At 73.0% G+C, this 13,108-nt stretch carries 10 protein-coding genes and 1 pseudogene; 8 read left to right on the forward strand and 3 right to left on the reverse strand.

Annotated features, from left to right (window positions below):
- Positions 1-136: 136 nt before the first annotated feature.
- From ACFV6E_RS40055 to ACFV6E_RS40090, 8 genes and pseudogenes are all read left to right on the forward strand, one after another.
- On the forward strand, positions 137-1,330 hold the full coding sequence (locus tag ACFV6E_RS40055; protein WP_385174299.1) for a M16 family metallopeptidase: 1,194 nt from the start codon (positions 137-139) through the stop codon (positions 1,328-1,330).
- 500 nt (positions 1,331-1,830) lie between these two features.
- Positions 1,831-2,196, forward strand: a complete 366-nt coding sequence (locus ACFV6E_RS40060; protein WP_385174297.1) for a hypothetical protein — start codon at positions 1,831-1,833, stop codon at positions 2,194-2,196.
- Position 2,197: 1 nt separating this feature from the next.
- Complete coding sequence (locus tag ACFV6E_RS40065) at positions 2,198-2,833, forward strand: histidine phosphatase family protein (protein ID WP_385174295.1); 636 nt, start codon at positions 2,198-2,200, stop codon at positions 2,831-2,833.
- Complete coding sequence (locus tag ACFV6E_RS40070) at positions 2,833-3,903, forward strand: hypothetical protein (RefSeq protein ID WP_385174293.1); 1,071 nt, start codon at positions 2,833-2,835, stop codon at positions 3,901-3,903. Before ACFV6E_RS40065 ends, ACFV6E_RS40070 begins: the two co-directional genes overlap by 1 nt.
- 1 nt (position 3,904) lies before the next feature.
- Positions 3,905-4,849: an ABC transporter ATP-binding protein gene (locus ACFV6E_RS40075; RefSeq protein WP_385174291.1), complete on the forward strand. Its 945-nt coding sequence runs from the start codon at positions 3,905-3,907 to the stop codon at positions 4,847-4,849.
- On the forward strand, positions 4,846-5,631 hold the full coding sequence (locus ACFV6E_RS40080; protein WP_385174289.1) for an ABC transporter permease: 786 nt from the start codon (positions 4,846-4,848) through the stop codon (positions 5,629-5,631). The genes ACFV6E_RS40075 and ACFV6E_RS40080 overlap by 4 nt, the downstream gene beginning before the upstream one ends.
- Positions 5,624-6,427: a hypothetical protein gene (locus ACFV6E_RS40085; protein ID WP_385174286.1), complete on the forward strand. Its 804-nt coding sequence runs from the start codon at positions 5,624-5,626 to the stop codon at positions 6,425-6,427. Before ACFV6E_RS40080 ends, ACFV6E_RS40085 begins: the two co-directional genes overlap by 8 nt.
- Positions 6,428-6,588: 161 nt before the next feature.
- Positions 6,589-6,699 (forward strand): annotated as a pseudogene (locus tag ACFV6E_RS40090) (TetR/AcrR family transcriptional regulator); the annotation flags it as partial.
- Positions 6,700-6,743: 44 nt separating this feature from the next.
- On the opposite strand, the gene ACFV6E_RS40095 reads toward ACFV6E_RS40090, so the two are convergent.
- From ACFV6E_RS40095 to ACFV6E_RS40105, 3 genes are all read right to left on the reverse strand, one after another.
- Positions 6,744-8,039, reverse strand: a complete 1,296-nt coding sequence (locus ACFV6E_RS40095; protein WP_385468517.1) for a cupin domain-containing protein — start codon at positions 8,037-8,039, stop codon at positions 6,744-6,746.
- A 131-nt stretch (positions 8,040-8,170) separates the two neighbouring features.
- A complete protein-coding gene (locus ACFV6E_RS40100) occupies positions 8,171-9,565 on the reverse strand; it encodes a lanthionine synthetase C family protein (RefSeq protein WP_385468520.1) in 1,395 nt (464 codons plus the stop codon).
- The gene (locus ACFV6E_RS40105; protein ID WP_385468523.1) at positions 9,562-12,972 is read right to left on the reverse strand and encodes a lantibiotic dehydratase; all 3,411 of its coding nucleotides are present in this window, start codon (positions 12,970-12,972) and stop codon (positions 9,562-9,564) included. The genes ACFV6E_RS40100 and ACFV6E_RS40105 overlap by 4 nt, the downstream gene beginning before the upstream one ends.
- Between the last annotated feature and the right edge of the window lie 136 nt (positions 12,973-13,108).

Below are 13,108 nucleotides of genomic sequence, written 5' to 3' on the forward strand. Positions count from 1 at the left end.
GGCCCGCCCACCCACACTCGCGTGGTTACTAAGCCGGGAGGCGCCCGCCGCCCATCAGTCGACGCCCCGGGCGGCCCGCCCGGGCGCGTCCACCTGCCACTTCCTTTCGATTCATGCCTGCGGAGGGTGGATTTTCGTGAGTCGCACTACAGAGAATCACGCGGTCCTGGAGGTCCACATTCCATGGCTGCGTACCACCACCGTGTGCGTAGGACTGGCTCGTGGCAGCTCGGACGACGCGCCGGGTCAGGCCGGCGCGGCCCACTTGTTCGAACACCTCGTGATGTCCGCCCGGGGCAGCGGCGCTGCGCTGACCGACTTGGTCGAGGAGCGCGGCGGCACGGCCAATGCCAGCTCGGGCAACGAGATGACCCTCTACTACGCACGAGTCGCCAACGCCGACGCCCCGCACATCGCGGCGGAACTGTGGCGGGCGGTGAGCCGACCGAAGATCACCGAAGCCGACCTGGCCCGGGAGAAGAGCGTCGTCGCCCAAGAGATCGCCACCGCCCGGGCGGACGGCAGCGACGTCGTCCAGGACGCTTTCCTGGCCGACCTGTTCGGAAGTCACCCGCTGGGCAGGCCGGTCGCCGGTTCGCCCGAGGACATCCGGCGTTTCGGCCTGCGGGACGCCGAGCGACTGCGCGACGCAGGCCTGCCACGGCACTGCATCGCCGTTGTCGGCGGCGCCGACCCCGACCGGGTCCGCGCCGCTCTTCCGCCCGAGGCCCTGCTCCCCAAGAGCACCCTGCGCCCGTTCCGGCCGCCCGAGTCCCGCCCGGCCGGCGACGCGTCGGCGACGGCCTTCCCGCAGGACGAGGATTTCGTCTGGGTGGTGGTGGGCGGCAGGGCCGTCCCCGCCCGGCACCCCGGACGGGCCGCGTACTCCGTCCTGGCCTCCCTCCTCGGCGCCAGCCCGGCCTCCAGCCTCTACCGGGAACTGCGGGACGGCGCCGGGCTCGCCTACACCTTCCAGGCATGGCCCTCCCACTACTCCGACGCCGGCGCGTGGCGGGTGATGATGGGAGTGGAGACCGGCAACGCCCCCCAGGCCGTGGGCATCGTCGAAGGGCTCCTCCACCGCGTCGCCCGGAAGGGACCCACGGCCCGGGAACACCGCGTCGCGGTCGGGCAGGCCGTCGGGCAATGCCACCGCGACGCCGAGGACCCCTGGCAGCTCGCGATCGACACCGTCCTGCACAGTGGCGTCGGACAGCATCCGTGGAATCCCGAGACCGAGCGTGCGGCACTGGAACGGGTTTCGCCGGACGAGGTGCGCGCTGCCGCGGCCCATGTCGCCGACTCGCTGATCGTGACGGCGCGGGCATGACCGCCCGCGCCGCATACCTCCACGCCGCTGCGGAAGCCGGGGTTCTGTACCGTCACGCCGGCCTCACCGTCGTCGCCGACGCCGTCGCAGACCCGTTCACCGGTCGCCTGCAGTGTCTCGTGGAACATCTGGAAGGCCCCGCGGCGCCGTCCGGTACGGCGTTTGACCAGGACGCCCTGTACCGCTTCCTGCGGGAGCGCTGGCCCGAGTGCCGGGAGGCACTGGTGCGCAGCGTGACCCCGCTCGGAGCGCCGTTCACCCCCCATGTCACCTATGTGGTCCGGCCGTCGGCGCTCCGGCCGGAGAACGAACCGGCACCCGGTCAAGGACTTGACGCCCCGGTGTCCAGTCGCGGACACGGACACGGGGACACACCGGATCGCGGGGATGTCTCCGTCCGGTCCGAGGAACCACAGGACCGAAGCGTTGTCGGCTCCATGCTCGCGGAGGCCTTCGAACGTGCGACTCGCCAGCATGGCCGGAGTGCCGACCGGGCGGCCGTGGCCGCTGCCGTCGCCTCCGTCCTGGGGACACCAGGACGCGTCACCTATGTCGCCGAGCGCGCGGGGAAGGTCGTCGGACACGCGACCCTGCTGACCGACGCCACGGACGACGTGACCGGCACGGAGTACGTCGAACTCCTGGACGTCCTCGTGCGCCCCCTCGCCGACCGGGCGGCGCAACGACGGCTGGTCGAAGCCGCTTGTTCGCACGCCGCGCACAGCGGACGACCGTTGCTGGGCAATGTCGTGCACACCGCCGACGCCCCCGGCCATGCCGAGCGCGTTCTCGCCGCGTTGCGCCGCGACGGCTGGCAGCTCGCACACCACTACTTCCTGGCCGAGTTCCAGGGCCCCGGAGACTGACATGCCCACCGAGATCTGCCTGATCCGCCACGCCGCCTACGAGCGGTTCGACGAGCGCCGTTCCGCCGACGGTCGCTGGGACCCGCCCCTGTCCGAGGAGGGCGCCGCACAGGCCGAGGCGCTCGCCGGCCGCCTTGCCGCCTTCGGCTGGGACCACCTCCTGAGTTCCCCCTTGCTGCGCGCCCGTGGTACCGCCGAGAAGATCGCCACCGCCTGCGGCCTGACGGCCGAACAGCGCCTGTCCTGGGCGGAGTTCTTCAAGGGCACCCTGGAGGGGATCTCCCCACCGGACGCCGTCAGCGACACGCACGACGATCATTGGCGGAACGGTGCCTGGCGGGCGTGGCCCGGCGGGGAGACCCGCGTCGCCTTCCGAGCCCGCGTTCTCGACGCCCTGCGCGCCTGTCCCCAGGGCGCCCGCACCCTGGTCGTCACACACGGCGGCGTGATCAACGAGGTGCTCTGCGCCCTGCTGGACAGCCCGCCGCGCACCGTCTTCCGGATCGATCTCACCGGCGTCACCCGAGTCGGGCGCAAGGGCGACCACGCCTCGGTGGCCTGCGTCAACGACACCTGGCACCTGGAGGACTCCCTGTCCATGCCGCTGACCGTCCTGGCGTCGAAAGGAAAAGTGTGATGCTCGACCTCGCCCGGCTCTACGACGCCGCGGGCCTCGATCCGGACGAGCCCGTCCGGCGGCTGGCCCGTTCCCTCGGGTTCCAGCTGGCGCCCCTGGTCCTGAGCGTCGCCGTTGCCGAAGGACATGCGGCCGGCCCGCAGACCACCATGTTCCTCGACCGGCAGCGCCGACGCGCACGCGTCTACGCCGACGTGGTGACCCTCCTGCGCGATGAAGCCGATCCGGTGGTCCTGAAAGGACCCGCCCTGGGGGCCCTCTACCCGCCGGCTCTGGTGCGGCCGGTCGGCGACCTGGACCTGGTCATCCCGGTCGAGGAGCGGCTCTGGGCGGCGGCCCTGAAGCTGATGGACGTCTACGGGGCCGCACCGTCGGTGTTCACCCTCATCCGCGACCAGGGCGCCGAGCACTGCTTCCTCGGGCTCACCTGGCCTTCCGACGACCCGCTGTCGGAAACCGACCTCGAGGTCGAGATGAGCACCTTCGCCTACGCCGGAGACCAGGCGGGTATCCCGTTGCGCGTGGCATGTCCCCCGTCACCGGCGCTGACCCAGCTGTTCGCCGTCGTCGAGGAACGCACGCAGTCACCCTTCACCGTCAAGAGCGCCCTGGACTGTGCGGTCGTCCTGGCCGCCCATCCCGGGTTGCTCACGGAGCCACGGACGGAGAACGCCGTCCATGAGTTCCGTATCGCGCCCGAGCTGTGCGAACTCCTCATCCACAGCGCGAGTCTGACCGGCCTGTCCGTCCCCGCACGGCTCGACGCCCTGGCCGCACAGGAGCTGGCGCGCAGGACCGCCGCCGGGGTCACGGATCCTCCGGGCGCCCTGCCGGACGGTCGCTGGACCGCCGCGGACAACGTGCGCTTCGGGGTCCTGCTGCATCACGCCCGACGCCCCGGCACCGTCCGGCGGTCCGGCGGCCCCGCACCCGGTGGCGAACTCCTGCACACCCCCGTCGGCGACTACCTCATGCTGAGCGGTACCGACGTGGACGCCCCCGACGTGGAGGCCGCGCGCCGGATGAGCCTCGCCGCCATGAGTGGCCCGACCCCCGCACCGGCGGTCTGAGATGACCGCGATCGACATCACCGACCTGCGCAGGGTGTTCGCCAAACGCCGGCAGCCCGACCACACCGCTCTCGACGGTGTCGACCTCCGCGTCGACACGGGCGAGGTGTTCGGACTCCTGGGACCCAACGGCGCCGGCAAGACCACACTGTCCCGCATCCTGAGCACCCTGCTGCTGCCCACCTCCGGCCGTGTCCTCGTCTGCGGACACGACGCGGTGAGCGAACCACGCGCGGTCCGTGCCCGGGTCGGACTGGTGCTGGGCGGGGAGCGAGGCCTCTACGGGCGGCTGTCCGCACACCGCAACCTGGAATACTGGGCTGCGCTGTGCCGCGTGCCACGCCGTGTCGCCCGTGAGCGCATCGACTGGCTGCTGTCCGACCTCGGCCTGGCCGACCGCGCCCACGAACCGGTGGAGTCCTTCTCCCGCGGCATGCTTCAACGCGTCCATCTGGGACGAGCCCTGGTCGCCGACCCCCCGGTGCTCATCCTCGACGAACCCACCAGCGGAATGGATCCCAACGCCGCGGCGGCCTTCCGACAACGGGTCCGCGCGCTCCGCGACGCCGGCAAGACCGTTCTGCTGACCACCCACGACATGGCGGAGGCGGAGGAACTCTGCACCAGGGTCGCCTTCATCGACCGGGGCCGCATCCTCGCCACCGACAGCCCCGCCCGGCTGGGACTCGCCCTCGACGCCGTCCAGACCATCACCGCCACCCACGCCGTCCCCCGACTCGCCGAACGTCTCCGTGCGCTTCCGGGCGTCGGCTCGTGCACCACCGACGAGGCCGGGACCCTGACCGTCACGGTCATGCTTCCGGAGGCCGTCGCCCCCGTGCTCGCCGAACTCGCCGCAGCGAAGGCCCGCGGCATCAGCACGCACAGCCCCGGCCTGAACGACGTCTATCACTCCCTCATCGCCGACCGGGACTTCGCACTGTGAATCCGGCTGCCGACCTCGCCGCGGTCACAGGTCCCTCCCTGCGGATGCAGGCACACCTGCTGCTGCGCCGCCCCGGCTCTCTCGCACCCCTCCTCGTCAACCCCTTCTATGTCGTCGTGCTGTTCAGCGTGGTGGCGCCCCGACACCCCTCCGCCACTGTGCTGACGAGCATCGGCCTGACGGCGTTCGTCATGGCGGCGTGGGGCCACGCGATGTTCACCGCGTCCCACGTGATCGACGAGGAACGCTTCGGCGGCGCACTCGAGATCAACCTGACCGCCCCGTCCGGCTACCTGGTCTCGCTGATCGTTCGCATTCTCACCGTCACCCTGGCCGCCGCGCCGATCATGGCCGAGGTCACAGCGATCGGCTGGCTCACACACGGCACCGTGCTCGACATACGCCGCCCCTGGCAGTTCTGCGCAGCCGTTCTGGTCTGCCTCGTCGGCTGCGCTGCCGCGGCCCTGCTGCTCGGAGCACTGCTGTTGCTCGTCAAGGGCGCCCGCACCCTCCAGAACGCCGTGACCTACCCGTTCTATCTACTGGCCGGTCTCGTTCTCCCGCACTCCGTGCTCCCCGTGGGCATCCGTCAGCTTTCCGACTTCTTCTTCCTGACATGGGCGGTCCGCGGACTGCGGGCCGCCGCCGCGGGGTCCGCGGGCGGCTGGACGGACCTGGCACTGGCATCCGTCCTCATCACCGCCCAGGCCGCGGCCGGAACCCTGGTCCTGCACCGGGTCGTGCAGCGGCTTCGACGAGGAGAGGTGTCGCTGCATGGCTGACACGCTGGCCGCCTGGTGCGACGTGGTGCGGATCGGACTGCTGAGCAGCTTCGAGGACTACCGGCGTCTGTTCACCTGGCGCTCCTGGCTTCTCGGCTGGCTGTCCCGGCTCGTCGCCCAGGTGCTCTTCTTCGCGATGCTGGCCCGCTCGGTCGGCAGCGTGGGCGACGAACACTACATAGCGGTCGGCAACGCTCTCGTGCTGGCCCCGCTGGGTGCGCTGGGAGTCGTCTCCTCCACTTCGCTGGAACGTCGGCTGGGTACCCTGCACCTGCTGCTGCTCTCCCCGACCGACCCTCTCGTGGTTCTCGTCTCGCGCGGCCTGTACTGGCTGTTCGACGGTCTGCTCACCTCCCTGGTCACCCTCGGGCTGGTCTCGGTGATCCTCGACCTCGACGCCCAGCGGGGCACCCTTCCCCTCATCGTGCTGGCTCAACTGGTGCTGGGGGGCTCCACCTACGCGATGGCCGTAGCACTGAGCGGACTGAGCATCCGCTGGCCGGAGGCCCGGACCTTCGTCACCAGCACGGTGACGATCGCCCTGCTCTCCGGCACCGGGGTCAACGGCGCGGTGCCCGGTGGAGCCCTCGGCTCGATGCTGCACGTCCTCCCGGTGACCAACGGCCTGCCGGCCGCGCGCGCCGCCGTGGCCGGCGCCCCGACGACCCCGTCCGTCCTCCTGCACCTCGGAGCGGAGTGCCTGGTTGGCCTCGGCTGGCTCGTCGTCGCCCACATCACGGTCGTCGGCTCCGTCCGCCGCCAGGTCCGCTCCGGTCGGCTCACGGCCATGAGCTGAGAGTCTGTGCCTGCTCGGTCCCGCCGTCGCGCGCCTCGGTGTCGCCCGCGCCCTGGACCGCAGTACGGGCAGCTCGCCGCCGTAGTGGCCCTGGCAGCCATCGAAGCGGTCGTCGCCGGCCGGTGGCAGCACACCTGCCCAGCCGGCGGGTTCCACGCTGAATGATCGAGCGGGCCTTCTACCATGCCTCACAGGAATCCCGCGAGAAGCTCCAAGAGGCGTCGGCGACCTGCGAACACATCTGGCTGACCAGCGCCGGCCTGATCACCTGAGGCATCCGCCACGGACCCGGATGTCAGTCGTCAGCCGTCAGCCATCAGCCGTCCACGATCTGCAGGATGCCCTCCTGGACGAGCCGGCTCAGCAGTACCTCGGCGTTGGGGCCGGTGGCGGTCCGCAGCTGTGCCGGGCGGACCGGCGCACCGGCGAGCAGCAGGCGTACGTCGTCGGCGATCGCGGCGGGCAGCCGGACGTCCTTGTCGTCGACCGAGACCACGTACTGGTCGCCGGTGTGGCGGGCCCGCACCACGATGCCCGGTGCCCTGCGCACGGTCCGGCCGGACCCGGCAGTCGTGCCGTCCGCCGCGGCCACCATGGACAGCAGCCGCCCGGCGTGCGCGGAGCGGAACTCGTGGCGCCAGAACCGCTCCCGCGCCCAGGCGACCATCTCCTGGTACGGCGGTACCTGCGTGACAGCGGGGCTCAGCGGGTCGGGCGCGCCGGGCCGGGCGAACCCGGCCGGCAGCACCCGCCGCCACGGCAGCTGCTCCCGCTCGGCGTGCCGGCGCACTGCCGTGCTGAGCGCGTCCTTCCAGGTCACGGCCTCGATACCTAGGGTGATGTGCAGGCTGGTGTCGGCGCGGCTGCTGACGGTGTGGAGGTAGCCGCGCGGCAGGTACATCGAGGTGCCCGCGGCCAGTACCCCGTCGAAGTGCGTGGTGGACGGGCCCAGCCGCTCGGCGGTGTTGTGCTGGCTGCTCAAGGGCAGCGCGACGGTCGGCTCCTCGATGAGCCAGTGCTTGGAGCCTGCGATCTGCAGGGTGAACAGGTCATGGGTGTCGTAGTGCCGTAGATGGCCGGTCGTGCCGGGCGGGGTCAGGTAGGCGTCGGCCACCACCCGGTGGCTCAGTACCGCGGACAGTTCCTGGCAGAGCCGGCGCAGCGGCGGCCACCAGCGGTGCAGCCCGTGCAGCACCAGGGTGGCGCCGGCGCCGAACGCGTCGAGCACCCGGCCGGGGTCGGCGAGCGGGCCGGTGCCGTTGTCGCGGTAGTACACCAGCCGTTCGGCCGGGAGGGCCTGACTGGCGTCGACCGCGTGCAGGGTCTGCACGGCGACCGGGCCCTCGGTGAGTATGCGGTCGAAGTCCTGAAGGGTCATCAGGTCGGCGAAGGCGTCCGCGGGCCCGCCGGTGGCGATCAAAGGTGTGCTCTCCCAGTGCCGCGCGAAGAACGCGTCCGGATCGCCGACCACGCGGGTCAGCGACTGCCGGCCGGCCGCGAGCAACTCGTTCAGGCCGAACCACTCGATGCCGTCCCTGATGCCGTCCCCGGTGCCGTCTCCGGTGGCGTCCCCGGTGGCGGCGGGTGCCGGGCTGGTGAGAGAGGTCTCCATGAGGTGCCTTCCTGGTGCGGGCCTGATCAGGTCTGATGCGGGCCTGGGCAGGGTTGGTTCGGATCTGGTTCGGATCTGATTCGAGTCTGGTCAGGGCTGGTTCGGGTCTGGCCAGGCCCGGTGTGGGTGGGTCAGTCGATCAGCAGTGCCGCGTCCCAGCCGGTGGCTGGATCAGCGCGGTGCAGGTGGGCGTGGAGTGCCAGGGCGGTGCCCGCGGCACCCTCCAGGAAGCCGGCCCGGTCGCGCGCCAGGTGGACCTCGCCGGGGGAGTCGAGGGCGAAGCCGAACGGGGCGTCCGGCCGGAACCGGCACAGTACGGCGTCGGCCACGGCGTCCAGCCGGTCGGCGAAAGCGGCGGTGGTTGCCGCGTCCCGGGCCATGAGCTGGGTGATCCGCAGCAGGCCGGCCCAGCCGTGGCAGAGACCGGTGTTGGTCATCGGGTGCGGGCCCAGGGTGCGGATGAGTACCGCGCCGAGGGCGTCCAGGCCGGCCTGCGACCAGTCGGGCCGGCCGTAGACGCGACCGGCCAGCTGCAGGGCGCGGGCGATGCCGGTCGAGCCGTGGCACCAGCCGGCCCGGGGACGCGGCTGCCGCACCAGCCCACCCGTCAGCTGCTCGTGCAGGCTGACCTCGCTGGGCCAGAACGGCCCGGCCTCGTCGTACTGCCGCCAGTGGAGCAGCCACTGGGCCATGCGGTCCGCCGCGTCCTGGGCACCGGGCACGCCCGTCCCGTGACGGGCCGTCAGGGCGAGCAGGGCCAGCGGGCCCGCGATGCCGTGCGCCATGCCCAGGCGGACCCGGTCGCGCGGGCCGTCGTCGCCACGCCACCAGCCGGGCAGCTCGGTCCCGTGGGCGGGCACGGGCTCGGCGAGCCGGACCAGGCGGCGCAGGACCGCATCGAGGGCGCCGCGGTGCTCCCGCCGGCCGTTGAGCAGGCAGCGGCCCAGCCCGGCCAGTCCGCTCAGCACCTCGTACCGGGGCGGGGTGGAGGGCGCGGTGGCCAGCACCCGGACGTGTGTGAGGACGGCCTGGTCCAGGCGGCTCAGCAGGGTCGCGTAGTCACCCGGTCCGTGGGCCGCGGCTCGGGCGGCGAACGCGAGCGCGGCCGGTCCCTCGTACAGCCCGGTGGGCAGCCGCGGCGACCAGGACGGCGCCCCGGCCGCGACCAGATGCGCATGAGCGGTGGTCCGCGCGGCGGTGTCGGCGCGTCCCAGTTCCGCATGCAGCAGCGCCACCCCGCAAAACCCCTCGATCAGCGACGATGCCTCCCAGGGTGCCCGCGCCGGGCCGTCCGCGTACCTGTCGGTGTTTCCGGCCGCGACGGCGATCCGCTCCACGGCACGGGGGTCGGTGAGCCTTCGGGCGACGTCGGCGATCACATGGGCGGCATCGGGGCCGGTTCGCACGCCCTGCGGGCCGGCGAGCGGCCTGGCGACCGGGGGCGCCGCCTGTGCCGCCTCGGGCGGCGGCGACGGTACGGCGGGTGGCGGCGACGGTACGGCGGACGGTTTCTGACGGTACGTCATTGGGCGAACCGCCGCTTGTCCAGGACCGCCTGGACCGCGCCGCGAGCGATGGCGTGGCTGCGGTGCTCGGCCTCGCGGTCGATGCCCGCCAGGCGGTTGTGGTGCATGTGCAGCACGCTGCTCAGCACCGTCTCGGCGGGCTGCGAACCGGCGAGCAGCGAACCGCCGGACCGCGAATCCCCAGGCTGCGGGCCGTCGGACCGCGAACCGCCGGAGTGCGAACCGCCGGGCTGCGGACCATCGGACTGCGGGCCGCTGGGTTGCGAACTGCCGGGCTGTGAACCGCTGGGCTGCGCCGCGAGCCGTGCCGCGTACCGGTGCAACGCCTCGGCGCGGCGGGTCCAGCTGTCGGTGATCGCCTGGCCGCCCGGGGTCGCGGCGAGCCGCTCCCACCGGCCACCCGGGTCGGCGAGGTCGAGTGCGGCCCGGCGGTGCGGGCGGAAGACCGCGCGGTCCTGATGGGTGGCGCGGGTCTCCAGCAGCCAGGCAGGACCCGGGCCGCCGATGGCCGGTCCGTTGAGGTGGTGCAGGATGTCGAGGTAGTTCAGCGCGACCAGCAGCACCGGATCAAGCCCGGCCGGACCGGCTGGACCGACCGTTCCAGCCGGTCCAGCCGACCGTTCCTGACGCACCGTCAGCTGCGTCAGCACCGACTCGCTGTCTGCCTGGAACACCTCCTCGGCGAGCGCGAGCGCCGCGGGGCCGCCGTACCGCTCCACTTCAGGCTCGTAGGTGTCGAGCACTATCCGGCCGCACAGCCGGGCGGACCGCAGTTCCGCCGCCCACGCGCCGAGTACGGGCAGCAGTCGGCCGGCGTCGCCCGGCTCGCCCGCGAACAGCCGTAGCCGCAGGTGCGGTTCCGGGTCGCGGTAGCGGATGAAGAACCAGCGCCGCAGTGCGGAGCCGGAGGCCGCCAGCAGGTGGGGGAGCCGGTGGACGAGGATCTCGTCCTGGCGCTGCTCACTGCTGTACAGCTTGGCGTAGAGCCAGCCGCTGCCCGGCGGTCGGGCCACGTCGCCGGCCGCGCGCACGACGGGCACCACCGCGCGCCGGGCGGTTCCCTTGCGGCCGGCCGGGGTGTGCGGTGCACGGGCCGTCAGAGGGAAGACCACCTCGTGGCTGTGAGCCCCCCCGTCGCCCGCCAGCCAGCCGGGGGCGGCGGTGCCGCCGGGCACTTCGAAGAGCACGGCCGCGGACCGGCTGCGCTCCTGCCGCAGGGTTCTGGCGTGCGCGGCGCTGGTGAGGTCGAGCTGCAGGTAGCGGTCGCCGTCGGCGAGGAGCACCTGCTCGGGGACCCGCCAGCGCTGCCGCCAGTCGTCCAGGGCCCGTCGCCACTCGGCGTCGCCGAACCAGGCCTCCTCGAAGAACGGCTCGTCGGTGCGCCAGCGGGCCGCGGCCAGTACGGTCCGCCCGTGGCGCACCCGAGGCAGGCAGGGCAGCACGTCAAGGCTGCCCCAGGTCCACGGCTCCCAGGACCGGCGGCCGCTGAGCGCCACCTCGGACAGGAACCGGGCGAGGTTCGGCGCGTGCGCCCGCATGTTGAGCATGTGGAACGCGGCGGGCGTGATCTCCCGGCCCAGCGCTGTGCTGACCAGCGCCAGCCGGTCCGGCCAGGCGCACACCGCCAGGTCGCGCAGGCCGAGGACCTTCGGATCGCCGCGGTCGGCGAAACCGCCGACCGTGATCCGGTGGTCGAGCTGGTTCGGCACCTGGCTGACGTTGCCGGCGCGCAGCCAGGCCCCTTGCAGGCTCAGTTGCGCCGCTATCGGCGCGTCGGCGTCGGCATCGGCATCGCTGTCTGTGTCGGTGTCGCCATCGGTGGCCGGGGCGAGCAGTCGGCGAGTGTCCGGGCCGAGCAGGTGGGCGAACCGGCCGGCCATCGCCCCTGCCAGGCGGGAGCCGCTGGTCCCGGACAGCCAGAGGGTGAAGTCCCCGGCGGTCAGCGCGGGCAGGTCCGCGGCAACGACCCGGCCGCACAGTTCCATCGACGGCAGCGCAGGCTTGGCGTCCTTCGCCTGGATCCGCCCGATCACGTCCTCGTCGAGAACGATCTCTCGGGAACCCGTCGACTGAGCCCGGCTCACGAGCGCGGCCATCACCTGATCACGCCGGCGTTCGGCGTCCCCCGGCCGGTCGGGGACAGCGGCCCGGCCGCTGCGAGGGTGCCGGTAGCCGGCCGGGGCGCCGAGTCCGATGTCGGGATCGAGGAGTTCCTCGAGCGGCACCAGGCGTCCGACGCCGTACCGCTCCAGGAAGTCGGCGTGGTAGCGGCGCAAGTGGGCTGGTTCACCGCCGCCCGGTGCCAGCCGCCACAGCAGGTCCGCCGCCCGCTCGGCCTCGCGGGCCACCGCGGTGGGGAGCCGGACCCGCGCGTCCACGGCGAGGTCCACGTGCAGGGGCCGCTCGGTGGTCCGCAGCGCCCGCATGCGGCGGGCGGCGGTCGCGAGCGCGCCGCCGTCGTCCGTGGCGGGGGCCGCGGCGTAAGCGCGCAGCGCGTCGTGCACACCGGCCAGCGCGGGCAGTTCGGCGAAGTAGGGCACCTCGCGCAGCCGCTCGACGGCGTGGCCGAGCGGATCCGGCTCCGAGTCCGCGGGGCGCAGGTCGGTCAGCAGGATGTCATGGGTGATGAGTTGCTCGATCAGCCCGTCGACAGCCGCCTGCGGTGCCTGGGGGAAGGCCACGGCCAGTCGGGCGGCGAGCGCCGCTCCGGTCACCGGGTGTTCCGTACACCGCAGGGCCGCGGCGACGGCCGAGGTGTGACGCAACGTCAGCTCGGTGGTGTCCTCCGTGAACGGCCGCTCGCCGGTGATGTCGGGTACGTAGGGCACCACCAGGCGGTCGCCGCGCACGAAGCACAGGTCGTTGGCCGCGAGCCGCAGGTGCCGCCAGATCTCCGGACGGCGCTCCCAGCGGGCCAGCAGCGGCAGCAGCCAGGAGGCGTCAGGGCGGACGGCCTTGCGGTGCCGGTGTCCCAGCCGCGCCACCGCGTCGTCGCCGACCTCTGCCAGCGCGACCCCGGCCAGCAAGCCGAACGGGGTGGGACGGGTGGCCATCCGGATCAGATAACGGTTCAGGGATCCGGCCGTTCTGCGGATCCGCGCCTCGTCCCGCTCGGTGCCCGCGGCGACCTGCTCCACGGCGGCCGCCAGTGAGGCGCTGGCGGCGGCCACCGCGCCGCGCACCCGCGGATCGGCTGCCAACTCGCGTACCTGGGCGCGCACTTCGGCCGCACTGGCGTCGGGGTCGGCGTTCAGGGCGTGCCGGGTCTGCTGCGCCGCGGCGGCCGCGGCCGGGAGCGCGGCGACGCGCAGCAGGACGGTGTCGTGGCACGAGTAGACGGTGGATTCGGTGCCGTGCTGCTGTTCGGTGCCGTGCTGCTTCATCCGCTGGTCTCCCCGCTGCTCCACGTCCGGTCGCGCCTTCCGCCCGGACGGCCCTGCCCATCTGCTCGCGCGCGGTCCGGCCGGCGGGGGGGGCCTCCGGGCGGGCCGCACTCCCTTTAGCGACACAGCCCTCGACGCCGCGCTCGCCGTGGGGCGAGGT

This window comes from Streptomyces sp. NPDC059785 (genome assembly GCF_042732375.1).
GTDB lineage: Bacteria > Actinomycetota > Actinomycetes > Streptomycetales > Streptomycetaceae > Streptomyces.